Here is a 21,443-nt window from a genome sequence, read left to right as displayed (position 1 = left end):
GGTGACGGGGCTCTGGGTCGCGTGGTGATTGAAGTGAGACCGCCTGTCGGGATTCCTGATTTGTAGGAATTCCGCTACATGCGATTAGGACTCGTCTGATAAGAAAAGCGGCAAATCGTCGCTAAATTGGCCTCGTCAAAATTTTTTCGAGGCCATCGATATGGCAACCATTTCCCGTAGGGCCATGGTGCTGTGCTCGCACCCCGGCCGGCTGTTGAACTACAGCGTGCTGCTCAATCGCCTGGAGTTCTACCACCTGAGCCTGTGCCTGAACCTGGACGAAGTGCGCAAGGCGCTCTCGGGTCGGCAGCGCTACAGCCTGTTCATCCATGATGACTTCCGCCCCGGCCCCAACGAGCTGATGAGCCTGAAGGCGCTTAGCCAGAGCAATACCTTCCGCCAGTTCCTGTTGGTAGGGAACTACAGTGCCGAGGAGAAGCGTGGCTTGATGCAGTGGGCCTGGGCTAACCGCGTACCGTTGCTCGATGTGCTGGACAAGCCGTTGTCCCTGGCGCAGCTGCGTGAAGTGACCGGCAGCATGGTGCTCTATCACAGCGAAGACCAGCAGCCGATCCGCAAGTCGGTGGGGGAGTTCCGTGACTTCGCTCCGGCCGCTGACCTGCCGCCGGCCCGCATCGGTTGCGAGTGCCGCGGCTGAGAAGGACTACCTGCGCCGGGAGTCCGGGCCTTCCAGCAACAGGGGCATCGCGTCGGGCGGTGCCCCTGGCTTGTCGTTCAGCGGGCTCTTGCCCTTGAGGTACCAGGCGAAGGCAATGACCTCGGCGATGGTGCGGTAAAGCGCTTCGGGAATCGCGTCTCCCAGTTCCAGGCGCGCCAGCAGGCGCACCAGCTCGCCATTCTCGTAGATCGGCACCTCGTGGTGGCGGGCGATGGCGAGGATCGTTTCCGCCAGTTCATCGTCGCCCTTGGCGGTGAGGGTCGGCGCGCTCTGCCCGTCGTAGTTGAGTGCGATGGCCTGGCGTGGTGCCTTTCTGGGCTTCTTCATGCGGTCTCGTCCACCCAGCGTTGTTCCACCGCCGTGCGCGCGCCCTGGGGCGGCTTGCCCTGGCGGCAGCTCAGCTCGCCCACGGTAAGGCCGGCGTCGTTCAGGCGTTGGCGCAGCGTGCCCAGCTCGCCATCGATGAGGTTGGCGGTGGCGGCGTGTTCGGCCCACAGTTGGGTGCCGATGCTGCCGTGGGCCAGAGTGGCCTGGACTTGCAGCGGGCCAAGGCTGTCCAGGTCGAAGGCTAGATCGACGCGCCAGAGCATTTCGCGCGTCTGCTGCTCGCGCTCGCTTGCCGGGCTGTCTTTTTCTTCCTGCTGGATACGCACCTGGATCGGCACCATCTGCTGTTGATGGCGCAGGGGGATTTCCAGCTGCCAGGTATTCACTACCGTGCCATCGGGTAGCACGTCGCTTTGCGCCAGGCTGCCCAACTGGTGGGTCTGCAGGCGAGAGACCGCAGCGGCGGCCAGCTTGAGCAGCGATTCGAGATCGCCTTCTTCTTCCAGCTCATTGGCCAGCCGGCCGGGGAGCGGAAAGCTGACCGGTGGCGGTGTGCGCCCACTGGTCTGGCCGATCACGCCCAGGGCATTGCGTACGAACGCCGGCATGGCTTGTGCCAGGTTGTTGGCGCCGGCCAGGGCGGTGCCCGGCAGGTTGCCGAGCACCGCCGCTGTCGTTCCACCCTGGACGGTAGGCAGCAGTTGGGCGATCAGCCGCAGCAGGTTGGCCTTGAGATCCTGGGGCAAACCCTCCACTCCGCGCAGCAGCTGCCCTTCGAGGAAGGCGCCGCTTTGCTGGAAGGCCTGGGCCACGCCCTTGGCATCACTGAGCTGGCGGATGTCGGGCAGCGCGCCGAGCAACTTGTCCACCGACTGGCGCAACTCCGGGCTCAAGTCCGGGTTGTTGCCGACGCCTTGCAGTGCCTTGAACAGGTTATCCAGCGGGCCCTGGCGGTTCTGCTGGGCGCCGAGTTGAAGGCTCAGGTCGAGCTGGTCCAGGCGGGCGTTCATCGGCAGGAACTGCAGGGCCTGCTGGTCCTGCACGCGGGCGCTGAGCAGGCTGTTGAGCGGAAGCGGGTTGGGTGATTCGAGGCTCAGCTGGCGCCCGGCCAGCGGCGTGTTGAGCAGGGTCACCAGCACCTTGTAGACCACCTGTTCGGCCTTGCCTTGGGCGATCAACTGGCTGGCGTCCACCTTGCCCTGGATCAGCGTGCCAACCGGCAGCACATCGAGGTCGAGACTGCCCAGCGGTGCCTGGCTGGCGCCGCCAAGGCCGAGTGAGCCGAGGCTTGGTTGGGTCAGCAGGGTGGCGGCGAGGCTGGTCTGGTTCAGCGTCGAAAGTTGCAGGGTGCTGCCCTTGGGCAGCGCCTGCGGGCTTTCCGCTACCAGCAGGGCTTGCTGGCCGCTGGCCATGGTCAGGCGCAGCAGCAGCTGGAAATTCACCTGCCCGTCGCGCACAGCCAGTACTTCCGCGTGGGCCTTGTCTCCGGGCGGCAACAGGTCGCCGAGACTCTGCGCGAGCTTGAGCGTCAGCTCGGCCGCGCTCTGCGTGCTGCGCAGCGGCGGCGTAGGCGGTAGCGGGCGGGAAGCGCCAATTTCACTCGGCATCGGGGACCTGCAGGCGGCGTGACGGGGATGCGCCCAGTGTATCGGCGGCGGTTGCGCGCACTTTAGACCGTCCGGCGGCAGGAGGGCAGGGCGGCGGCTGCGCATAGACCCAGCTCAAGGTGCGCTGATTTGACGTTACACCCTGTCGAAAAACCTGACGTCGGGCGTAGGAACGGCTGTGTATAATGCGCCGCCCGAGGCCGTGCTTGGCGGCCCGCGCGGTATGGCCGCTTTTTTGCACCACTGACTGTTTTCTGCCCGACGGTTGCCGATGCCCTTGAACCATCCCCTCCTCGAAACCGTGGCGCTCGCCTGCGAGCGGGACTGGCGCATGCTGTTCGAGCGTCTCGATTTGCGACTGGGCGCCGGCGAGATGCTACAGATCGTCGGCCCCAACGGCAGCGGCAAGACCAGCCTGCTGCGCCTGCTCAGCGGGCTGATGCAGCCCACTGCCGGCGAGGTGCTGCTCAATGGCAAGCCGCTGATCGAGCAGCGCCATGAACTGGCTCGCCTGCTGCTGTGGATAGGCCACGCCGCCGGCATCAAAGGCCTGCTCACCGCCGAGGAAAACCTTGCCTGGCTCTGCGCCCTGCACCAGCCGGCCAACCGCGATGCCATCTGGCAAGCACTGGAAGCCGTTGGCCTGCGCGGCTTCGAGGACGTTCCCTGCCATACCCTGTCCGCCGGCCAGCAGCGCCGCGTGGCCCTGGCGCGCCTTTACCTGGACGCGCCGCCGCTGTGGATCCTCGATGAACCCTTCACCGCCCTGGACAAGCAGGGCGTGGCGCAGCTGGAAGAGCACCTGGCTGGCCATTGCGAACGCGGTGGCCTGGTCGTGCTGACTACCCACCACACCCTCGAACGCATGCCGCAAGGCTACCGCGCCCTCGACCTCGGCCAGCACGCACGGGAGGTGGCGGCGCGATGAGCAACGTCTTCACCCTGCTGCTCGCCCGCGAAGCGCGCCTGCTGTTCCGCCGTCCGGCGGAGCTGGCTAATCCTTTGGTGTTCTTCGCCATCGTCATCGCGCTGTTCCCGCTGGCGGTCGGCCCCGAATCGGAAATGCTCAAGAACCTCTCGCCGGGGCTGGTCTGGGTCGCGGCTTTGCTGGCGGTGTTGCTGTCGCTGGATGGCCTGTTCCGCAGCGATTTCGAGGATGGTTCTTTAGAGCAGTGGGTCCTTTCGCCGCACCCCCTGCCACTACTGGTCCTGGCCAAAGTGCTGGCACACTGGCTGGTTTCAGGGCTGGCCCTGGTGCTGCTGTCACCGCTGTTCGCCCTGATGCTGGGCCTGCCGGCGCGCTGCCTGCCGGACCTGCTGCTGTCGCTACTGCTGGGCACCCCGGTGCTGAGTCTGCTGGGCGCCGTGGGCGCGGCGCTCACCGTGGGCCTGAAGCGAGGCGGCCTGCTGCTGGCCTTGCTGATCCTGCCGCTCTACATTCCGGTGCTGATCCTGGGCAGCGGAGCACTGCAGGCGTCGTTGCAGGGGCTGCCCACCGCCGGGCACCTGTTGTGGTTGGCCAGCCTGACGGCGTTAGCATTGACGCTGACGCCCTTTGCCATCGCCGCCGGGCTGAAGATCAGCGTCGGCGAGTGAACGAACGATCGCCGGGCTGGGAAGCGGCACCGGCGGCAGACTAGAGCTTTGAATTACAGAGCCTGATGATGAACTGGACTTGGTTTCACAAGCTTGGCTCGCCCAAGTGGTTCTACGAGATCAGCGGACGCTGGATGCCCTGGTTCGCGGTCGCCGCGATCCTGCTGATGGTTGCCGGCACCGTCTGGGGCCTGGCCTTCGCGCCGCCGGACTACCAGCAGGGCAACAGTTTCCGGATCATCTACATCCACGTGCCGGCGGCGTTCCTCGCCCAGTCCTGCTACGTGATGCTGGCGGTGGCCGGCGCGGTCGGGCTGATCTGGAAGATGAAGATCGCCGACGTCGCCGTGCAGTGCGCCGCGCCTATCGGTGCCTGGATGACCTTCGTCGCGCTGGTCACCGGCGCCATCTGGGGCAAGCCGACCTGGGGCGCCTGGTGGGTCTGGGACGCGCGCCTGACCTCGATGCTGATCCTGCTGTTCCTGTATTTCGGCATCATCGCTCTCGGCCAGGCCATCACTAACAGAGACAGTGCGGCCAAGGCCTGCGCCGTGCTGGCCATCGTCGGTGTGGTGAACATCCCGATCATCAAGTACTCGGTGGACTGGTGGAACACCCTGCACCAGCCGGCCACCTTCACCCTCACCGAGAAGCCGCCGATGCCGCCGGAGATGTGGATCCCGCTGCTGATGATGGTTGCCGGTTTCTACTGCTTCTTCGCCGTGGTGCTGATGATGCGCATGCGCCTGGAAGTGCTCAAGCGCGAAGCCCGCGCGAGCTGGGTCAAGGCCGAGGTGGAGCGCGCGCTATGAGTTTCCAGTCCTTCTCCGATTTCCTCGCCATGGGACACCATGGCCCTTACGTGTGGTCCGCCTACGCCATCTGCGCGGTGGTCCTGGCGATCAACGTCGTCTCGCCGATCGTGGCGCGCCGGCGTTACCTGCAAGAAGAGGCGCGTCGTCTGCGCCGGGAGGCCAGCAAGTGAATCCGGTCCGCAAGAAGCGTCTGTACATCGTCCTCGCCATCGTCGCCGGCGTGGGCGTCGCCGTCAGCCTGGCGCTGTCGGCCCTGCAGGAAAACATCAACCTGTTCTATACCCCGACCCAGATCGCCAATGGCGAGGCACCGCACGACACGCGCATCCGCGCCGGCGGCATGGTGGAGAAGGGCTCGCTCAAGCGCTCGGGGGACTCGCTGGACGTCGAATTCGTGGTCACCGACTTCGCCAAGGAGGTCACGGTGAAATACCGCGGCATCCTGCCGGACCTGTTCCGCGAAGGGCAGGGCATCGTCGCCCTGGGCAAGATCGACGAAGCCGGCGTGCTGACCGCCGACGAAGTCCTGGCCAAGCACGACGAGAAGTACATGCCGCCGGAAGTCACCAAGGCGCTCAAGGACAGCGGCAAGCTGGAGCACTACGAAGCCAGCCAGAATGGCGGCGCTGCGCCGCAACAGGGGAGCAACTGACATGGTTCCCGAACTTGGCCACCTTTCGCTGATCCTCGCGCTGTGCATGGCGCTGGTGATGTCCTTTTTCCCGCTGGTCGGCGCCTGGCGCGGCGATCGCCAGTGGATGAGCCTGGCGCGCCCGGCAGCCTGGGGGCAGTTCGCCTTCCTGCTGTTCTCCTTCGGCTGCCTGACCTGGGCCTTCCTCCACGATGATTTCTCGGTGGCCTACGTCGCCAGCAACTCCAACAGCGCGCTGCCCTGGTTCTACAAGTTCAGCGCCGTGTGGGGCGCCCACGAAGGCTCGCTGCTGCTCTGGGCACTGATCCTGGGCGGCTGGACCTTCGCGGTGTCGGTATTCTCCCGCCAACTGCCGGAAGTGATGCTGGCCCGCGTGCTGGCCGTGATGGGCATGATCAGCACCGGTTTCCTGCTGTTCCTGATCATCACCTCCAACCCTTTCAGCCGCCTGCTGCCGCAGGTGCCGGCGGACGGCAACGACCTCAACCCGTTGCTGCAGGACCCGGGCCTGATCTTCCACCCGCCAATGCTCTACATGGGCTACGTGGGCTTCTCGGTGGCCTTCGCCTTTGCCATCGCCGCCCTGCTTGGCGGTCGTCTCGACGCCGCCTGGGCGCGCTGGTCGCGTCCGTGGACCCTGGTGGCCTGGACCTTCCTCGGCGTCGGCATCGTGCTCGGCTCCTGGTGGGCCTACTACGAACTGGGCTGGGGCGGCTGGTGGTTCTGGGACCCGGTGGAAAACGCCTCCTTCATGCCCTGGCTGGTGGGCACGGCGCTGATCCACTCGTTGGCGGTGACCGAGAAGCGCGGCGTGTTCAAGAGCTGGACCGTGCTGCTGGCCATCGCGGCCTTCTCCCTGAGCCTGCTGGGTACCTTCCTGGTCCGCTCCGGCGTACTGACCTCGGTGCATGCCTTCGCTTCGGACCCCGAGCGCGGCGTGTTCATCCTCGCCTTCCTGCTGGTGGTGGTCGGAGGCTCACTGACGCTGTTCGCCCTGCGCGCGCCGGTGGTCAAGAGCCAGGTCGGATTTGCCCTGTGGTCCCGCGAGACCCTGCTGCTGCTCAATAACCTGATCCTGGTGGTCACCGCTTCGATGATCCTGCTGGGCACCCTCTACCCGCTGGTGCTCGACGCTATCAGCGGCGCCAAGCTGTCGGTCGGCCCACCGTACTTCAATGCGCTGTTCGTGCCGTTGATCGCCATCCTCATGCTGGCCCTGGCGGTCGGCGTGCTGGTGCGCTGGAAGGACACCCCGACGCGCTGGCTGCGCAACATGCTCACCCCGGTACTGATCGGCACTGTGGTGCTGGGTGGCCTGGGCAGCTTCCTGTATGGCGAGCTGCACTGGGAAGTGCTGACCGTGTTCATGCTGGCCGCCTGGGTGGTGCTGGCCGGTGTGCGCGACTTCTTCGACAAAGTCCGCCACAAGGGCGTGATTGCCGGTGCCGCGGGCCTGAACCGCAGCTACTGGGGCATGCAGCTGGCGCACTTCGGTATCGCCATCTGTGCCATCGGCGTGGTCCTCACCAGCCAGTTCAGCGCCCAGCGCGACCTGCGCATGGCGCCGGGCGAGTCGGTGGAACTGGCCGGCTACCAGTTCCGCTTCGAGGGTACCCACCACTTCGAAGGCCCGAACTTCACCTCCGACAAGGGCACCGTCCTGGTGACCCGCAACGGTTCGGAAGTCGCCACCTTGCACCCGGAGAAGCGCCTGTACAGTGTGCAGAACTCCATGATGACCGAAGCCGGCATCCACGGCAGCCTGACCCGCGACCTCTACGTCGCCCTGGGGGAGCCGCTGGATAACGGCGCCTGGGCCGTGCGCGTGCACATCAAGCCCTTCGTGCGCTTCATCTGGCTCGGCGGCCTGCTGATGGCCCTGGGCGGCGTGCTGGCGGCCCTCGACCGTCGCTACCGGCTGAAAGTGAAAACGCGTGTACGCGAGGCCCTGGGCCTCGCCGGACAGGGAGCCTGAGTGTGAAGCGTGCGATCCTGCTGTTGCCCCTGGCGATCTTCCTGGTCGTCGCGGTATTCCTCTTCCGTGGCCTGTGGCTGGACCCCAGCGAACTGCCCTCGGCGCTGATCGGCAAACCGTTCCCGGCGTTCTCCCTGCCCAGCGTCACCGAGCCGGGCAAGACCTACACCGAGGCCGACCTCAAGGGTAAGCCGGCGCTGGTCAACGTCTGGGGCACCTGGTGCCCGACCTGCCGCTTCGAGCACCCGGTGCTCACCGATCTCGCCGCCAAGGGCGTGGTGATCTACGGCATCAACTACAAGGACGATGGCGCCGCCGCGCAGAAGTGGCTCAAGGAGCTGCACAACCCCTATCTGCTGAACATCGCCGATGCGCAGGGCACCCTGGGCCTGGACCTGGGCGTCTATGGCGCACCGGAGACCTACATCATCGACAAGGACGGCATCATCCGCCACAAGCTGGTCGGCGCCGTCGACGAGAAGGTCTGGCGTGAACAGCTCGCGCCAATCTACCAGGGCCTGGTCGACGAAGCGGAGGGCAAATGAAGCGTCTGCTTGCCGCCGCCGCGCTCGGGCTTTGCCTCACCGGCATCGCCCACGCCGCCATCGATACCTACGAGTTCGCCAATGACGCCGAGCGCGCGCGCTTTCGCGACCTGACCACCGAGCTGCGCTGCCCCAAGTGCCAGAACCAGGACATCGCCGACTCCAACGCGCCGATCGCCGCTGACCTGCGCAAGCAGATCTACACCCAGATGGCGGCCGGCAAGAGCAACCAGCAGATCGTCGACTACATGGTCGACCGCTACGGCGAGTTCGTGCGCTACAAGCCCGAAGTCAGCGAGCGTACCTGGCTGCTCTGGTTCGGCCCTGCCGCATTGCTGGGCCTGGGCGTGATCGTCATCGGTGCCATCGTCGTGCGCCGCCGTCGCCCGGCCGCTGCCACATCCACCACGCTGTCCGCCGAGGAGCAGGCGCGTCTCGACCAATTGCTGGATAACCAAGACAAATGATCGATTTCTGGCTCGCCGCCGGCCTGCTGTTGCTGGTTGCCCTGGCATTTCTCCTCGTCCCTCTGCTGCGCGGCCGCAAGGCCCAGGCCGAGGAAGACCGTACCGCCCTCAACGTCGCCCTGTACCAGGAGCGTCTGGCCGAACTGACCGCCCAGCGTGACGCCGGGACCCTCGACGATGCCCAGCTCGAAGCCGGCCGCGCTGAAGCGGCCCGCGAGCTGCTGTCCGATACCGAGGGCGCCAACGAAGACCGTCGCTCCCGCCTCGGTCGTGCGGCGCCGATGATCGTGGCGCTGGTCCTGCCGTTCCTCGCCCTGGGCCTGTACCTGCACTGGGGCGCCAGCGACAAGGTCGCCCTGGCTCGCGAGTTCGCCACCGCGCCGCATTCCATGGAGGAGATGACCACGCGCCTGGAGCGTGCCGTGCAGGCGCAGCCGGATTCCGCCGAAGGCTGGTACTTCCTCGGTCGCACCTACATGACCCAGAACCGCGCTGCCGATGCCGCCAAGGCCTTCGAGCAGGCCGCGCGCCTGTCCGGCCGCCAGCCGGAAGTGCTCGGCCAGTGGGCCCAGGCACTGTACTTCGCCGGTGACAAGGCGCTGACTCCGGAAGTGCTCGGGATGGCCGATGAAGCGCTGAAGAAGGACCCGGAGGAAGTCACAACGCTGGGACTGCTCGGCATCGCCGCTTTCGAGGACGAGAAGTACGCCGACGCCATCGACTACTGGGGCCGTCTGGTCGCCGTGCTGCCGCAGGACGACCCGTCCCGCGAAGCCATTGCTGGTGGCATCGAGCGCGCCCGCCAGAAGATGGTCGAGAAAGGCCAGACGCCGCCGCAAGCACCCGCCGTCGCGCAGGTGGCTGGCGTGACCCTGAAGGTGAAGGTTGACCTGACTGCCGCCGTGAAGGGCCAGGTCAAGCCGGACGACAGCGTGTTCGTCTTCGCCCGCGCCGTGAGTGGCCCGCCGATGCCGTTGGCGGTGAAGCGCCTGAAGGTCTCCGACCTGCCCAGCGAGGTGTCGCTGAGCGACGCCGACGCCATGATGCCGCAGCTCAAGCTGTCGCAGCATCCGCAGGTGCAGCTCGTCGCCCGGATCTCCCGTGCCGGCAATGCCATCACCGGCGAATGGATCGGACGCAGCGAAGCGTTGTCTACTGCCAACGCGGGCGAACAGAGCGTGACCATCGACAGCCCGGACCAGAAGTAAGACGAACAAGAGAGGGTTGAGCGAATGAAGGGCAGAGTATTGGCGCTGGGCGCCATGCTGGTTTTGGGTGGTTGCGTGGTGCAACCGCAGCAGCCGGAGCAACCGCCCGTGCAGACGCCTCCGCCCTCGCAGCCGAGCAAGCCGATTCCGCCGGCCAAGACTTCCAGCTCGCCGATCACCCCGCAGCCCAGTGCTGCACCGGCTGCCAAGCGCCCGACCCAGTTTGCCCCGCCGCCCGGCGGCAAGGGGCGCTGGGACGCCAGCCTCGGGGTCTACGTGATCCAGGGCCAGAAGGACCTCTACTACCGCCAGCGCACCTACTACCACTGGGACAACGGCTGGTACTGGGGCGTCGGCCCGCAAGGCCCCTGGACCGAAACCGACAGCAGCGGCGTACCGCCGGGGCTGACGCGCAAGTACGCGCAGTAGCGCCGGCTTTTCGTAGGAGCGAGCTTGCTCTCGAACCGCTTGACGCTGGCGTCTGTGGATAGAGCCTTCGCGAGTAGGCTCGCTCCGGCGCGCCACTGACTGTATTCAGTCGAACGTCCCCATCTCCGCCCCCAGTTCGATCACCTCCACCCGATTGCGTCCGCTTGCCTTGGCCCTGTACAGCGCCTTGTCCGCCGCTGCGTAGAGCCCCTCGTAGGTACCCGGCACGCCGGCCTCCAGGCAGGCAATGCCGAAGCTCGCGGTGAGGTAGAGCAGGCCATCTTTCATCGGCAACGGGGTTTCTTCCAGCAGTCGGCGTACCTTCTCGGCGATGACCCGTGCCTGGGGTTGGGACGTGTCGGGCAGCAGCAGCAGGAACTCCTCGCCGCCCAGGCGCGCCACGCTGTCGCCGGTACGCGTGTAGTTGCGCAGGAGGGTGGCGGTGTGGCGGATGACCTCGTCGCCCAGCGGATGCCCGTAGCGGTCGTTGATGAACTTGAAATGATCCAGGTCCACCATGAGCAGGCTGATCGGTGCAGGCTGGCGGGCGGCGCGCGATAGCTCCATGCCCACCAGTTGGTCGAACTGGCGGCGGTTGAACAGTCCGGTCAGGGGGTCGTGGCCGGCGAGGTACTCGAGCTGGCGGTTCTTTTCTTCCAGTTCCAGCCGTTGCTGGCGGAGGAACTCGCGCTGGCGCAGGTTTCGCACATGGCTGTGCCAGAGGATGAAAGACAGCACCAGGCCGATACCGCAGATGGTCAACCCGCCCATCTGGTTCGACAGGCGCAACTGCGGGCTGGCCTGGGTCAGCGCCATGGTCAGCTCGAAGGCGGCCAGGGCGAGGATATAGAGGACGACGGCCAGGCTCGGGCGCAACAGGATAATCAGGGCGGTGGCCACCGAGGCCATGAGGAAGGGCGTGATGCTGCTGGTGACCTGCTGGTCGGCGCCGGTGATGGCGATGCCGAAGCCCAGCAACAGCGTGCTGCCCAGCACGGTGAGGGTCTGCATGTAGCGCAACGCCGCGCCTCGGCGCGGCGACGAGGCCAGCCAGGCCAGCAGGCCGAGGAGGGTGAAGAACACGGCGACCACGGCGTGGACGCGGATGATATCCAGCCGCCAGCCGTCATACTCGGGGCTGGAACCCTGCAGATTGAGGCGGAAGACCAGGATGTGGATCAGGTCGAAAGGTACCGCCAGCAAGGCGGAGAAATACAGGCGCCGCAGGTTTTCCCGGGCGATCGGCAGCGCCAGCGCGTCGTTGACCGCGATGGCGTGGTGCAGTCGCTGGAGCAACGTCCTGGACACGGGCTCTGGCCTCCTGCGCAAGTGCCGGCCCGTAGCAGGATAGACGCAGCGCCGCTTCGCTGCGGTGCAGATTGAAATCGACGTGACTTGGCGCGACAGCGCGGCAGTCACAGCCCGCTACGCTGAAATTTCCGAGCGTGGCAACAAATTGGCTTGGAACATTGTCGGATAAGCCCACGGCGGGCATAGTCCGCAACCCGGTGAATCCAAGGACGCTGCCATGAACCCCAGGACGCTGTCATGAATAGAGTGAAACGACTGTCGGCGCAACAGGGCCTGGACGCCGAGCGCGCGCTGCTCGACGCCACCTTCGCCGGTGAGCGCGATAGCGGCCTGCTGTTCTGGAGCCCACTGGAACAGTCCCTGGTGATGCCGCGCCGGCTGAGCCGACTGGAGGGCTTTGCTTCCGCCGAAGTTGCCTGTGCCGGGCTAGGTTGGCCTATCGCCCTGCGTGACACCGGTGGCGAGCCGGTGCCTCAGTCCGCCGGGGTGCTCAACGTTGCGCTGGTCTACGCAATCCCGCCGGGCGACAACGAGCAGACGCGTATCGAGACCGCCTACCTGCGCCTGTGCCAGCCGCTTTGCGACTGGTTGGCGGCCCTTGGCCTCGATCCGGGCCTGGGGGAAGTGGAAGGCGCTTTTTGCGATGGCCGCTACAACGTCAACCTGGGTGGTCGCAAGCTGGTGGGCACCGCCCAGCGCTGGCGCCGCCGGCCCAGCGACGGGCGCTACGTGGTGCTGGCTCACGGTGCCATCCTGATGGAGAACCAGCGCGAGCCGATGGTCGCGGCGGTGAACGCCTTTTATGAGCACTGTGGGCTTGAAGCTCGCGTGCGCGCCAGCAGTCATGTGGCGCTGGAAGAGCGTTACGAGCAGCCCTGGGACCAGGTGGATGCGCTGGCCGGGCAGTTCCAGCGACACCTGGTGGCCGAGGGCGTGGCGCTGGATGTCTGATTTGAACGACGTGGGTGGATCTTCGCTTCGCCCCAACCCTTCCAAGGAGTCTTGATACATGGAACATGGGACGAATTACCTGCAGTCGGCAGTGGTCTTCCTGCTTGCGGCGGTGTTCATGGTGCCGCTGGCCAAGCGCCTGCAACTCGGTGCCGTGCTGGGCTACCTGCTGGCCGGTGTGATCATCGGCCCCTACTTGCTGGGCCTGATCGACAATCCTGAAAGCGTCGCCAGCCTGTCCGAGCTGGGCGTCGTGCTGTTGCTCTTCATCATCGGCCTGGAGCTCTCGCCCAAGCGCCTGTGGGTGATGCGCAAGCAGGTGTTTGGCGTGGGCCTGGCGCAGGTGCTGCTCACTGGCCTGGCCATTGGCAGCGTCGCAGCGCTGGCCTTCGACATGCCGGTGAATACGTCGGTCGTGCTGGGCGGCGGCCTGGCACTGTCCTCCACCGCCTTCGGCCTGCAGATCCTCGCCGAACGCAAGGAACTGAACAGCCCCTACGGCCGCCTCGGCTTCGCCATCCTGCTGTTCCAGGACATTGCCGCGATCCCGCTGATCGCGATGATCCCGCTGCTCGGCGCACGTGCCGATTCGGCGGCGCCCGGCGGTGACCTGGCCCACGTCATGGAAGTGGTCGGCAGCATCTCCGTGGTCGTCATCGGCGGGCGCTTCCTGCTGCGCCCGGTGTTCCGCTCGGTGGCCCGTACCGGTCAGGCCGACCTGTCCACCGCCACCGCGCTGCTGGTGGTAGTCGGCACCGCCTGGCTGATGGAGTGGGCCGGTGTGTCCATGGGCCTGGGCGCTTTCCTCGCCGGCCTGCTGCTGGCGGATTCGGAATACCGCCACGAACTGGAAGCGCAGATCGAACCCTTCAAGGGCCTGCTGCTCGGCTTGTTCTTCATCAGCGTAGGTATGAGCGCCGACCTTGGCCTGCTCAAGAGCGAGCCTCTCGTGGTGCTGGGCCTGACCCTCCTGCTGGTGGGCATCAAGTTGCCGCTGCTGTTCCTCATCGGCCGGCTGGCCGGCGGGCTCGACAAGGTCTCGGCAATCCGCCTGGGTGTGCTGCTGGGTGCCGGCGGTGAGTTCGCCTTCGTGGTGTTCAAGCTGGCCCTGGCCCAGGGGCTTATGGACGGCAAGCTGCATTCGTTGCTGGTGCTGTGCATCACTCTGTCCATGGCGATGACGCCGCTGCTGGTACTGGCGCTGGCGCGCAGCATCAAGCCCAAGCCCGCCGTGCTGCGCGAGCCGCCGCCGGAATACAGCCAATTGCCGGACGATGCACCGCGCGTGGTGATCGCCGGCATGGGGCGGATGGGCCAGGTGGTTGCCCGTATCATGCGCGCCCAGGGCGTACCTTTCGTGGCGCTGGACACTTCGGTGGATACCATCGAACTGACGCGCAGCTACGGCAACATCCCGATCTTCTACGGCGACCCGCTGCGCCCGGAAATCCTCCGTGCCGCCCAGGTGGAGAAGGCCGAGTTCTTCGTCGTCGCCACCGATGATCCGCAGACCAACATCGAGACCGCGCGCCTGGTGCGCAAGTTGTATCCGCACATCAAGGTCATCGGTCGGGCGCGCAACCGCCAGCACGTCTATCACTTGCTGGATGCCGACGCGACGCCGGTGCGCGAGACCTTCCACTCCAGCCTGGAAATGAGCCGTCTGTTGCTGACCGGCCTGGGCCTGAACGAGGAACAGGTCGGTGCACGCATCCGCCGCTTCAAACGCCACGACGAAGCGGTGCTGATGGCCCAGTACCGCGTCTACGACGACGAGACCGCGGTGATCCAGACCGCCCGCGAAGCGCGCAAGGAACTGGAAACCCTGTTCGAGGCGGACCACCTCGAAGACCAGGGTATCGGTCACCACTGACTGGCCATTCCGCACATCGATAGTGCTGGGGCGGCGTGTGCGCCCCGGCGCATCCTCGGGCCTTCGCAACGGAGGCCCATCGATGAGCGACTACCGCACTTTCACCCGCGAAGACCGCGACGGCGTTGCCGTGGTGAGCTTCAGTCACCCGCCGATCAACCTGGTCGACCGCGCCATGGTCATCGACCTGCTGCACCTGGCCGATGAGCTGGAGCGCGACAGCGACACCCGCGTGGTGCTGCTGCGCAGCGCCAACCCGGATTTCTTCCTTGCCCACTACGATCTCGGCAGCCAGCTGGACGCGCCGCCGATGAAGCTGCCTGCCGGCATGGCCAGCCCGCTCAGCGCGCTGTTCAGCCGCTTCAGCCGGCTGCCGCAGGTCACCATCGGCGAGTTGCGCGGCCGCGCGCGTGGTGCCGGCAGCGAATTCCTCCTGGCGCTGGACATGCGCTTTGCCTCCCGTGAGCGAGCGTTACTCGGCCAGCCGGAAGTGGCGGTCGGCCTGTTACCCGGCGCGGGCGGCACAGTGCGCCTGGCGCAACTGCTGGGGCGGGGCAGGGCGCTGGAGGTCTGTCTGGGGGGGGAGGATTTCGACGCGGACACGGCGGAGCGCTATGGCTGGATCAACCGGGCGCTGCCGGACGCGGAGCTGGAAGGATTCTGCGAGGCTCTGGCGCGACGCATCGCGGCCTTCCCGGCGGCGGGCATCGCCCATGTGAAGGCAGTGGTGGAGCAGGTGACGGCGGCGGATCAGGCAGCGCTGGTGGAGGAGTCGCAGCGCTTCGTCGGTGACATGTCCGCGCCGGGGACGCTGGAGCGGGTGCGCTGGATGATGGACAACGGCGGCCAGCAGGACGGGGAACTGGAGCGCGACCTGGGAGCCGCGCTCGGGCGCTACCCGGGCTGAATCGCTGGGGAGGGCTGCGTCACGCGGTCTTCGCCAGGATCGGTTCGTTCGCCACGGCGACCAGTACCGGCCGGGCCAGTTGGTGTTTCACCGCCGGACGCGGCTGACGGCTGACCGAGGGGCGCCGGTCGGGGATGACCACGGCCGAGCCCGGCGAACGCAGGGTCAGTACCGCGATGCCGCCGGCCAGCAGCGTGGTGGCGAGTACGACGCTGGCCAGGGCGACGTACAGCAGCAGCTCTACCAGGGAGCCAACGAGCAGCAGGAAATCGAGAATGACTTGCATGGTGGTGTCCTCTTGACGATCCGTTGGGGGCGTCTCGCGAGTAGCTTGTTCGCCCCTGCGGCCCGACTGCGGGGCCGGCGAATCTCCTGCCAGCGAGTTGATGGGGCCAAGATGCCGCGCGCGGACTATCAAGAGAACTGAATGCGTCGACTGGTGACTATCGACGTTATCGATAGCGGCCGGAAGCCGCGAGTTAGAGAGGCGCCCTGGTTACTCGCGGGCGCCTGCGCCCTTGGTCTGGTAGACGCTCAGAACTTCTCGCCCGGTTGCAGGAAGCGCCACTGGCCGACGGGCAGCTTGCCCATGGCAACGCCGCCCAGGCGCAGGCGGCGGATCGACACGGCGTGCAGGCCGACCGCACGGCACATGGCGGCAATCTGGCCGGGGCGGAACTGCTTGCCGGCGAAGCGCAGGCGGTTTTCGCTCTGCCAGCTGACCTTCAGCGGCGGCAGCTCGCGGCCATCGATGAGCATGCCGCGGCAGAGACGCTTCAGGCCGTTGTCGGCGATCTGCCCGCTGACTTCGACCACGTACTCGTGCTCGATATTGTCCGCCTCGTCCACCAGCCGGCGCTGCACGCCGCGGCTCTGGGTGTAGACCAGCAGGCCGCTGGCATCGGTCTCCAGCACGGTGGTGTTGAACTGGTGGCCGAAGTGCTTGCGCAGCAGGCGCTGCTGCAGGTTGTCCTCGGTCCAGCGCTTGTCCGGCGTCAGCAGTTGCTGGGCGGAGTTGGCGCCGTTGCCGCTGCCCAGGCCGACCGGCTTGTGCACGAGGATGGTCACCGGCGGAATCGGGTCGGGAGAGGCGCCCGGCAGCAGTTCGATACGCTGGGTGTCGACCTTGAACTGCGGTTCCTCCACGCGCTGGCCATCGACCGTGACCCAGCCACCCTCGATGTACAGCTCGGCGTCGCGGCGCGAACAGGGCAGCAGCTCGGCGAGGCGCTTGGACAGGCGGATGGCTTCGGACATTTCGGGTAACCAGGCAGGGGAAAGCCGCCATTGTAACCGCAAGCCGGTGGAATGATCCGCGCCTTGGTCAGTCACAAGCTCAGACCAAGCAACGAGGAAGCGCGATGCGGATCACTCTGATCGACGGCCTGGGTTGGGACCTGGACGAACAGGGCAGCGGCGGCCTGATCAACCGGCGCGGCGAGAAGGTGCACCTGCGCCAGGGCGACATGGACGGCGCCTGCGGGCCGTACTGCCTGGTGATGGCCATGCTCGCCCGCAACCAGTTGGCGCGGCGCCAGGCCAAGGGGTTGGCGCCGGTGGATTCGCGGACCCGCTACGGGCGGCTGATGGAGGCGCTGAACCAGCACGAGACGCTGGTGCGCGTCGGCACCACCGGCGCCGACCTGCTGGAGCTGCTCAAGGTCATCAGCGATAAGGAATATCGCGTCGAGCGCGGCAATGGTACGCGGATGGTCGAACTGACCCGGCGGCATCTGGAGGAGAACATTCCGGTGGTGTTAGGCTTCCACGGGCGCAAGGCCAGCGATATCCGCCACTGGTGTCTGGCGGTGGGGATGAGCGAGGACGCCTTCTTCCTGCTCGATCCTGCCCATGACCTGCAGCGTGGGCTGGCCTGGAATGCGGTGCTCACCACCCAGGCCAATGGCTCGCGCTTCGGCTATCGCTACCTCAACGCGAAGGGTACCTGGGCGGTGACGCTCAAGGAGATGGTCGCTCTGCTTTGAGAGCGAGGCTCAGCGGGTGAAGCGGAACAGGTTGTAGCCGCCCAGTTGTTCGGGCACCAGCAGCACGAAGCCGTCGTAGGAGTTGCGCACCACGCCGACCACGTCGGTCTCGCGCGCCGCGGACTGCTCCAGCCCGCTATAGCCGACCTGTGGGTCGTCGTTGACCGAGGCGCCGCCGACGAACACCAACTGCTTGTCATCCAGGCGCTGCAGGTAGCCGCTGATGCGCTGCGAGCCACTGGTCTTCTCCAGGAACAGGCCCTTGGGCGTTTGCCGCACCGAGCACTTGAAGTTCGGGTAGCCATACAGCGCCTGGGCTTCGAGTTGCACCGAACGGCATTTCCAGTTGCCGCTGAGGGCAGCATCGGTGAGCGGTTCCGGGTCTTCCAGCACGATGCGGTAGAGGTTCAGCGCTTCGTTGCGGGTGGTTTCGTCTTCGCTCTGCTGGAGCTGGTCGAGCAGTTGCCTGACCTGCGCGTCTAGGGTGGTCAGGCGTTGCTGGTCGGCGGCATTGACCACAGCTGGCCAGACGATGGCAGCCTCTTCGGCGAAAGCCAGCGGGGAAAGCAGCAGGCCGGCAGTCAGCACGGCGGCAGTGAGGGGGCAGCGTTTGGGCATCGTGTGCATTCCGTTGCGGTGAATGCCCACGGCTCATGCCGCGGGCGAGGGGATCAGGGGGTGGTCTGGCCGGGGGATTCGACCGCCGGCGCGGTGGGGGCTTCGCGCTCGTGGACCCAGGACATGAACAGCTCGTAACCCAGGGCCAGTACCACCGGCCCGACGAACAGGCCGATGATGCCGTTGCTGAGCATGCCGCCCAGGGCGCCGATCAGGATCACCGGCATCGGTACCTTGCCGCCGCGGCCGAACATCAGTGGCTTGAGCACGTTGTCGCTGAGGCCGCCGGCCATGGTCCATATCGTGAACAGGATGGCGACCAGCAGCGAATCGTTGGTCATGAACACATACACGATCGCCGGCAGGGTGATCAGCACGACCGGCAACTGGGTGATCCCCAGCAGCAGGACGCCCAGGGCCAGCAGGCCGGCTCCGGGGATACCCATGACGACGAAGCCCAGGCCCAGAATCATCGTCTGGATGAAGGCAACGCCTACCACACCCTGGGCGACTGCCCGAATGGTACCGGTGCACAACTCGGCCAGCCCAGGCCCGCGCTCCGGGCCGGAGATGCGGATGGCGATGTCGCAGGAAGTTCGGTTACCCAGTTCGCCATAGGCCATGATGATCCCGGCGATGACGAACGCTGCGAGGAACTGCATCAGGCCCATGCCGGCGCCAGCCGCCTGGCCGGCCAGGGTCTTGGCTACGCCCTGCAGGTGCGGGGCCATCTGGTGGACCACGCCCATGAAGTCGGTGGCGACGCGGGTCCAGAAGGGATAGACGTACTGCCCGATCACCGGCCAGTTCTGCACCGAGTCCGGTGGCAGCGGGATCTGCAGGGTGCGGTTCTGGATGGCGTGGACCAGGTCGCGTACCGAGTCGGCCATCGACATGCCGATCACCACCACCGGCACCAGCAGGATCACCAGGCCCAGGATCACGATCAGCGTTGCCGCGCTGTTCGTCCGACCACCCAGCCAGCCGCTGAGCAACTGGTGCAGCGGGTAGAGGGTGATGGCGAGGATCACCGACCAGAGCATCAGATCGAGGAAGGGATGGAAGATGCGGAAGCAGAACAGGGCCAGCAATAGAATCAGACCGGCACGGATCAGCACATCGAGCAGGTTGCGCGACAGCAGCTTTTCCGGGGAGGGCATCATGGGGGTGCTCCTTGCAAGGGGGCGCGATTCGGCCCAGTCCTAACTATCGGCGGACTCTGCCCGAGTGCAAGGTAATCAGGCAATAAAGCAGGATCGGTATTGCGGAGAGATCGTGAAAAACGCGGGAGGGAGCGGGAGAGGCGGGCAGCCTGCCGAGGGTCGGCAGGCTTGCCAGCGGGGTATTACTTCTTGCCGAGGCTGATGTGGCGGCTCGGTGCGCCATAGTTCTGACCGGTCACGCCCTTGGCGATCTGCTGGATCTCACCGCCGGAGTTCAGGAAGGCGGCGATCTGGGCTTCCAGCGCTTCGCTGGTCGCGGTCGCGGCGGGGGCCTTGGGGGCGGCTTTCTGGCGGGTGGAGGGCTTGGTAGTCATATCTGCCATACCTGTCTGCGCAAATTGGCCGCCCATTGTACATCAAACGAGCAGCTTTCGGGGCGCTTATGGAGCGAACGGTCCCGTTGCATTGCGTGAATCGTCTTTCGCGCGGTGCGTAATGGCGGTGCTACCCTCTGCCCATTCCGGCCGTTCAGATCCCACCATGTCCCTGTTGTCGTCCCGCCAGCGCAATGCCCTGCGCCTGGCTCGTTCGTTTCTCGCTCCTTACCGCTGGCGTGCCCTCGGTGCCTTGCTGGCGCTGCTGTTCACCGCGGCCATCACCCTGTCCCTGGGGCAGGGCATCCGCCTGCTGGTGGACCAGGGCTTCATCACCCAGTCCGAACAACTGCTCACCCGCGCCATCGTCATTTTCTTCCTGCTGGTGTTGTGCCTGGCGGTGGGTACCTTCGTGCGTTTCTACCTGGTGTCGTGGATCGGTGAGCGGTTCGTCGCCGACATCCGCCAGCGCGTGTTCGACCATCTGATCGAACTGCACCCCGGCTTCTACGAGAACAATCGCTCTTCGGAGATCCAGTCGCGCCTGACCGCCGACACTACGCTGTTGCAGTCGGTGATCGGCTCCTCGCTGTCCATGGCGCTGCGCAACGTGCTGATGCTGCTGGGCGGCATCATTCTGATGTTCTTCACCAACGTCAAGCTGACCAGCATCGTGGTCGCTTCGCTGCCGTTGGTGATTGCGCCGATCCTGTTGTTCGGCCGTCGCGTGCGCAGCCTGTCGCGGCTCAGCCAGGACCGTGTGGCGGACGTCGGCAGCTATGTCGGCGAGTCTCTCGGCCAGATCAAGACGGTGCAGGCCTACAACCACCAGGCACAGGACCGCGCGCGCTTCGGTCGCACGGTGGAAGACGCCTTCGACACCGCGCGCAAGCGCATCCTGCAGCGCTCCTGGCTGGTCAGCGTGGTGATCCTGCTGGTGCTTGGCGCGGTCGGCGTGATGCTCTGGGTGGGTGGCATGGACGTGATCGCCGGGCGTATCAGCCCCGGCGACCTGGCGGCCTTCGTGTTCTATAGCCTGATCGTCGGCATGGCCTTCGGCACGCTCAGCGAAGTGATCGGCGAGCTGCAGCGCGCCGCCGGCGCTGCCGAGCGCATCGCCGAACTGTTGCGGGCGCGCAGCGAAATCCATGCGCCGGCCAGCGACTTGTTGCATTTGCCGGACCGCATCGCCGGAAGCATCGACCTGCAGGGCGTGCGTTTCGCCTATCCGTCGCGCCCAGAGCAGTGGGCTATCGACGGCATCGATCTGCGCGTGGAGCCAGGCGAGACCCTGGCGCTGGTCGGCCCGTCGGGCGCCGGCAAATCCACCCTGTTCGACCTGCTGCTGCGCTTCTACGACCCGCAGCAAGGGCGCATCCTGATCGACGGACAGCCCATTGTCCGGCTCGACCCGGCGGACCTGCGCCGCAGCTTCGCGCTGGTCTCGCAGAGCCCGGCGCTGTTCTTCGGCACGGTGGAAGAGAACATCCGCTACGGCCGCCCCGGCGCCAGCGATGCTGAAGTCGAGGCCGCCGCCCGCGCGGCCCATGCCCATGAGTTCATCCTGCGCCTGCCGCAGGGCTACCAGACGCATCTGGGCGAAAGCGGCCTGGGATTGTCCGGTGGCCAGCGCCAGCGTCTGGCGATTGCCCGTGCGTTGCTGGTGGACGCGCCTATCCTGTTGCTCGACGAGGCCACCAGTGCGCTGGATGCCGAGAGCGAGCACCTGATCCAGCAGGCACTGCCGGGACTGATGCGCGATCGCACCACGCTGGTGATCGCCCACCGCCTGGCCACAGTGCTCAACGCCGACCGCATCGCGGTGATCGAGCACGGTCGCCTGGTGGCGCTGGGACGGCATGCCGAACTGGTGGCCAGCAACCCGTTGTATGCGCGTCTGGCGGAGCTTCAGTTCGGCCAGGCCGAGCATCTGTAGGAGCGAGCTTGCTCGCGAGCTGCTT

24 protein-coding genes are annotated in these 21,443 nt (G+C 66.3%); 16 read left to right on the top strand and 8 right to left on the bottom strand.

All coding sequences use genetic code 11. The features are described from left to right. Nucleotides 1–160: 160 nt before the first annotated feature. Nucleotides 161–658, top strand: coding sequence for a hypothetical protein (locus tag ACKI1H_RS25650; protein WP_246084812.1), 498 nt, complete (start codon nucleotides 161–163; stop codon nucleotides 656–658). A 6-nt stretch (nucleotides 659–664) separates the two neighbouring features. Here the strand turns inward: ACKI1H_RS25650 and ACKI1H_RS25645 are convergent, their stop codons facing one another. Together ACKI1H_RS25645 and fliK are read right to left on the bottom strand one after the other, a co-directional pair. After that, entirely contained in the window at nucleotides 665–1,006 is a 342-nt protein-coding gene (locus ACKI1H_RS25645; RefSeq protein ID WP_138520555.1) for an EscU/YscU/HrcU family type III secretion system export apparatus switch protein, read from the bottom strand. Further along, nucleotides 1,003–2,613: a flagellar hook-length control protein FliK gene (gene fliK, locus ACKI1H_RS25640; protein WP_440466737.1), complete on the bottom strand. Its 1,611-nt coding sequence runs from the start codon at nucleotides 2,611–2,613 to the stop codon at nucleotides 1,003–1,005. The genes ACKI1H_RS25645 and fliK overlap by 4 nt, the downstream gene beginning before the upstream one ends. Before the next feature lie 271 nt (nucleotides 2,614–2,884). Here fliK and ccmA point away from each other — a divergent pair, with 271 nt between their 5' ends. From ccmA to ACKI1H_RS25590, 10 genes are all read left to right on the top strand, one after another. Further along, on the top strand, nucleotides 2,885–3,541 hold the full coding sequence (gene ccmA, locus ACKI1H_RS25635) for a cytochrome c biogenesis heme-transporting ATPase CcmA (RefSeq protein WP_138520557.1): 657 nt from the start codon (nucleotides 2,885–2,887) through the stop codon (nucleotides 3,539–3,541). Further along, nucleotides 3,538–4,209, top strand: a complete 672-nt coding sequence (gene ccmB, locus ACKI1H_RS25630) for a heme exporter protein CcmB (RefSeq protein WP_054907301.1) — start codon at nucleotides 3,538–3,540, stop codon at nucleotides 4,207–4,209. The genes ccmA and ccmB overlap by 4 nt, the downstream gene beginning before the upstream one ends. 65 nt (nucleotides 4,210–4,274) lie before the next feature. Beyond that, nucleotides 4,275–5,021, top strand: coding sequence for a heme ABC transporter permease (locus ACKI1H_RS25625; RefSeq protein WP_088416741.1), 747 nt, complete (start codon nucleotides 4,275–4,277; stop codon nucleotides 5,019–5,021). Next, nucleotides 5,018–5,194 carry a heme exporter protein CcmD gene (gene ccmD, locus ACKI1H_RS25620; RefSeq protein ID WP_138520558.1) on the top strand — a complete coding sequence of 59 codons (177 nt, stop codon included), beginning with the start codon at nucleotides 5,018–5,020 and terminating at the stop codon, nucleotides 5,192–5,194. The genes ACKI1H_RS25625 and ccmD overlap by 4 nt, the downstream gene beginning before the upstream one ends. Then, the gene (ccmE, locus tag ACKI1H_RS25615; protein WP_138520559.1) at nucleotides 5,191–5,676 is read left to right on the top strand and encodes a cytochrome c maturation protein CcmE; all 486 of its coding nucleotides are present in this window, start codon (nucleotides 5,191–5,193) and stop codon (nucleotides 5,674–5,676) included. Before ccmD ends, ccmE begins: the two co-directional genes overlap by 4 nt. A gap of 1 nt (nucleotide 5,677) precedes the next feature. Beyond that, entirely contained in the window at nucleotides 5,678–7,651 is a 1,974-nt protein-coding gene (locus ACKI1H_RS25610) for a heme lyase CcmF/NrfE family subunit (RefSeq protein ID WP_138520560.1), read from the top strand. 2 nt (nucleotides 7,652–7,653) lie between these two features. Beyond that, nucleotides 7,654–8,196, top strand: a complete 543-nt coding sequence (gene dsbE / locus ACKI1H_RS25605) for a thiol:disulfide interchange protein DsbE (protein ID WP_280055794.1) — start codon at nucleotides 7,654–7,656, stop codon at nucleotides 8,194–8,196. Then, a complete protein-coding gene (locus ACKI1H_RS25600) occupies nucleotides 8,193–8,663 on the top strand; it encodes a cytochrome c-type biogenesis protein (protein WP_440466736.1) in 471 nt (156 codons plus the stop codon). Before dsbE ends, ACKI1H_RS25600 begins: the two co-directional genes overlap by 4 nt. Continuing rightward, nucleotides 8,660–9,871 carry a c-type cytochrome biogenesis protein CcmI gene (gene ccmI, locus ACKI1H_RS25595; protein WP_440466735.1) on the top strand — a complete coding sequence of 404 codons (1,212 nt, stop codon included), beginning with the start codon at nucleotides 8,660–8,662 and terminating at the stop codon, nucleotides 9,869–9,871. The genes ACKI1H_RS25600 and ccmI overlap by 4 nt, the downstream gene beginning before the upstream one ends. Nucleotides 9,872–9,895: 24 nt before the next feature. Then, the gene (locus tag ACKI1H_RS25590; RefSeq protein WP_440466734.1) at nucleotides 9,896–10,300 is read left to right on the top strand and encodes a hypothetical protein; all 405 of its coding nucleotides are present in this window, start codon (nucleotides 9,896–9,898) and stop codon (nucleotides 10,298–10,300) included. Nucleotides 10,301–10,405: 105 nt separating this feature from the next. Here the strand turns inward: ACKI1H_RS25590 and ACKI1H_RS25585 are convergent, their stop codons facing one another. Then, entirely contained in the window at nucleotides 10,406–11,608 is a 1,203-nt protein-coding gene (locus tag ACKI1H_RS25585; protein ID WP_440466733.1) for a GGDEF domain-containing protein, read from the bottom strand. Between the two features lie 240 nt (nucleotides 11,609–11,848). Between ACKI1H_RS25585 and ACKI1H_RS25580 the strand changes: the two genes are divergently transcribed. The 3 genes from ACKI1H_RS25580 (at nucleotide 11,849) to ACKI1H_RS25570 (ending at nucleotide 15,342) form a co-directional block, all read left to right on the top strand. Next, entirely contained in the window at nucleotides 11,849–12,562 is a 714-nt protein-coding gene (locus tag ACKI1H_RS25580) for a lipoate--protein ligase family protein (RefSeq protein WP_440466732.1), read from the top strand. Nucleotides 12,563–12,620: 58 nt separating this feature from the next. Next, nucleotides 12,621–14,435, top strand: a complete 1,815-nt coding sequence (locus ACKI1H_RS25575; RefSeq protein ID WP_440466731.1) for a monovalent cation:proton antiporter-2 (CPA2) family protein — start codon at nucleotides 12,621–12,623, stop codon at nucleotides 14,433–14,435. Between the two features lie 82 nt (nucleotides 14,436–14,517). After that, nucleotides 14,518–15,342, top strand: a complete 825-nt coding sequence (locus ACKI1H_RS25570; protein ID WP_138520567.1) for an enoyl-CoA hydratase/isomerase family protein — start codon at nucleotides 14,518–14,520, stop codon at nucleotides 15,340–15,342. Between the two features lie 19 nt (nucleotides 15,343–15,361). Here ACKI1H_RS25570 and ACKI1H_RS25565 read toward each other — a convergent pair whose 3' ends face one another. Beyond that, nucleotides 15,362–15,628, bottom strand: coding sequence for a hypothetical protein (locus ACKI1H_RS25565; RefSeq protein WP_138215053.1), 267 nt, complete (start codon nucleotides 15,626–15,628; stop codon nucleotides 15,362–15,364). Nucleotides 15,629–15,876: 248 nt separating this feature from the next. Next, complete coding sequence (locus tag ACKI1H_RS25560) at nucleotides 15,877–16,599, bottom strand: RNA pseudouridine synthase (protein ID WP_138520568.1); 723 nt, start codon at nucleotides 16,597–16,599, stop codon at nucleotides 15,877–15,879. 104 nt (nucleotides 16,600–16,703) lie between these two features. Between ACKI1H_RS25560 and ACKI1H_RS25555 the strand changes: the two genes are divergently transcribed. Beyond that, entirely contained in the window at nucleotides 16,704–17,327 is a 624-nt protein-coding gene (locus ACKI1H_RS25555; RefSeq protein ID WP_138520569.1) for a hypothetical protein, read from the top strand. A 9-nt stretch (nucleotides 17,328–17,336) separates the two neighbouring features. Here the strand turns inward: ACKI1H_RS25555 and ACKI1H_RS25550 are convergent, their stop codons facing one another. The 3 genes from ACKI1H_RS25550 to ACKI1H_RS25540 form a co-directional block, all read right to left on the bottom strand. After that, entirely contained in the window at nucleotides 17,337–17,945 is a 609-nt protein-coding gene (locus ACKI1H_RS25550; protein ID WP_440466730.1) for a DUF4893 domain-containing protein, read from the bottom strand. A gap of 53 nt (nucleotides 17,946–17,998) precedes the next feature. After that, nucleotides 17,999–19,108 carry an AI-2E family transporter gene (locus tag ACKI1H_RS25545; protein WP_440466729.1) on the bottom strand — a complete coding sequence of 370 codons (1,110 nt, stop codon included), beginning with the start codon at nucleotides 19,106–19,108 and terminating at the stop codon, nucleotides 17,999–18,001. A 182-nt stretch (nucleotides 19,109–19,290) separates the two neighbouring features. Next, complete coding sequence (locus ACKI1H_RS25540) at nucleotides 19,291–19,491, bottom strand: hypothetical protein (protein ID WP_024765957.1); 201 nt, start codon at nucleotides 19,489–19,491, stop codon at nucleotides 19,291–19,293. A gap of 157 nt (nucleotides 19,492–19,648) precedes the next feature. On the opposite strand from ACKI1H_RS25540, the gene ACKI1H_RS25535 reads away from it, so the two are divergent. Beyond that, on the top strand, nucleotides 19,649–21,418 hold the full coding sequence (locus ACKI1H_RS25535; RefSeq protein ID WP_440466728.1) for an ABC transporter transmembrane domain-containing protein: 1,770 nt from the start codon (nucleotides 19,649–19,651) through the stop codon (nucleotides 21,416–21,418). The last annotated feature ends 25 nt before the right edge of the window (nucleotides 21,419–21,443 follow it).

The organism is Pseudomonas sp. YH-1 (assembly GCF_051990045.1).
Taxonomy (GTDB): Bacteria; Pseudomonadota; Gammaproteobacteria; order Pseudomonadales; family Pseudomonadaceae; genus Pseudomonas; species Pseudomonas nicosulfuronedens.
Note: the sequence above shows the minus strand (reverse complement) of the source record. Positions and strands in the feature narration are given on the sequence as shown.

Coding starts and splice junctions, on each gene's coding strand:
- ACKI1H_RS25650 (WP_246084812.1), top strand. CDS start 161: ATGGCAACCATTTCCCGTAGGGCCATGGTGCTGTGCTCGCACCCCGGC.
- ACKI1H_RS25645 (WP_138520555.1), bottom strand. CDS start 1,006: ATGAAGAAGCCCAGAAAGGCACCACGCCAGGCCATCGCACTCAACTAC.
- fliK (WP_440466737.1), bottom strand. CDS start 2,613: ATGCCGAGTGAAATTGGCGCTTCCCGCCCGCTACCGCCTACGCCGCCG.
- ccmA (WP_138520557.1), top strand. CDS start 2,885: ATGCCCTTGAACCATCCCCTCCTCGAAACCGTGGCGCTCGCCTGCGAG.
- ccmB (WP_054907301.1), top strand. CDS start 3,538: ATGAGCAACGTCTTCACCCTGCTGCTCGCCCGCGAAGCGCGCCTGCTG.
- ACKI1H_RS25625 (WP_088416741.1), top strand. CDS start 4,275: ATGATGAACTGGACTTGGTTTCACAAGCTTGGCTCGCCCAAGTGGTTC.
- ccmD (WP_138520558.1), top strand. CDS start 5,018: ATGAGTTTCCAGTCCTTCTCCGATTTCCTCGCCATGGGACACCATGGC.
- ACKI1H_RS25610 (WP_138520560.1), top strand. CDS start 5,678: ATGGTTCCCGAACTTGGCCACCTTTCGCTGATCCTCGCGCTGTGCATG.
- ACKI1H_RS25600 (WP_440466736.1), top strand. CDS start 8,193: ATGAAGCGTCTGCTTGCCGCCGCCGCGCTCGGGCTTTGCCTCACCGGC.
- ccmI (WP_440466735.1), top strand. CDS start 8,660: ATGATCGATTTCTGGCTCGCCGCCGGCCTGCTGTTGCTGGTTGCCCTG.
- ACKI1H_RS25590 (WP_440466734.1), top strand. CDS start 9,896: ATGAAGGGCAGAGTATTGGCGCTGGGCGCCATGCTGGTTTTGGGTGGT.
- ACKI1H_RS25580 (WP_440466732.1), top strand. CDS start 11,849: ATGAATAGAGTGAAACGACTGTCGGCGCAACAGGGCCTGGACGCCGAG.
- ACKI1H_RS25575 (WP_440466731.1), top strand. CDS start 12,621: ATGGAACATGGGACGAATTACCTGCAGTCGGCAGTGGTCTTCCTGCTT.
- ACKI1H_RS25570 (WP_138520567.1), top strand. CDS start 14,518: ATGAGCGACTACCGCACTTTCACCCGCGAAGACCGCGACGGCGTTGCC.
- ACKI1H_RS25565 (WP_138215053.1), bottom strand. CDS start 15,628: ATGCAAGTCATTCTCGATTTCCTGCTGCTCGTTGGCTCCCTGGTAGAG.
- ACKI1H_RS25560 (WP_138520568.1), bottom strand. CDS start 16,599: ATGTCCGAAGCCATCCGCCTGTCCAAGCGCCTCGCCGAGCTGCTGCCC.
- ACKI1H_RS25555 (WP_138520569.1), top strand. CDS start 16,704: ATGCGGATCACTCTGATCGACGGCCTGGGTTGGGACCTGGACGAACAG.
- ACKI1H_RS25550 (WP_440466730.1), bottom strand. CDS start 17,945: ATGCCCAAACGCTGCCCCCTCACTGCCGCCGTGCTGACTGCCGGCCTG.
- ACKI1H_RS25545 (WP_440466729.1), bottom strand. CDS start 19,108: ATGATGCCCTCCCCGGAAAAGCTGCTGTCGCGCAACCTGCTCGATGTG.
- ACKI1H_RS25540 (WP_024765957.1), bottom strand. CDS start 19,491: ATGGCAGATATGACTACCAAGCCCTCCACCCGCCAGAAAGCCGCCCCC.
- ACKI1H_RS25535 (WP_440466728.1), top strand. CDS start 19,649: ATGTCCCTGTTGTCGTCCCGCCAGCGCAATGCCCTGCGCCTGGCTCGT.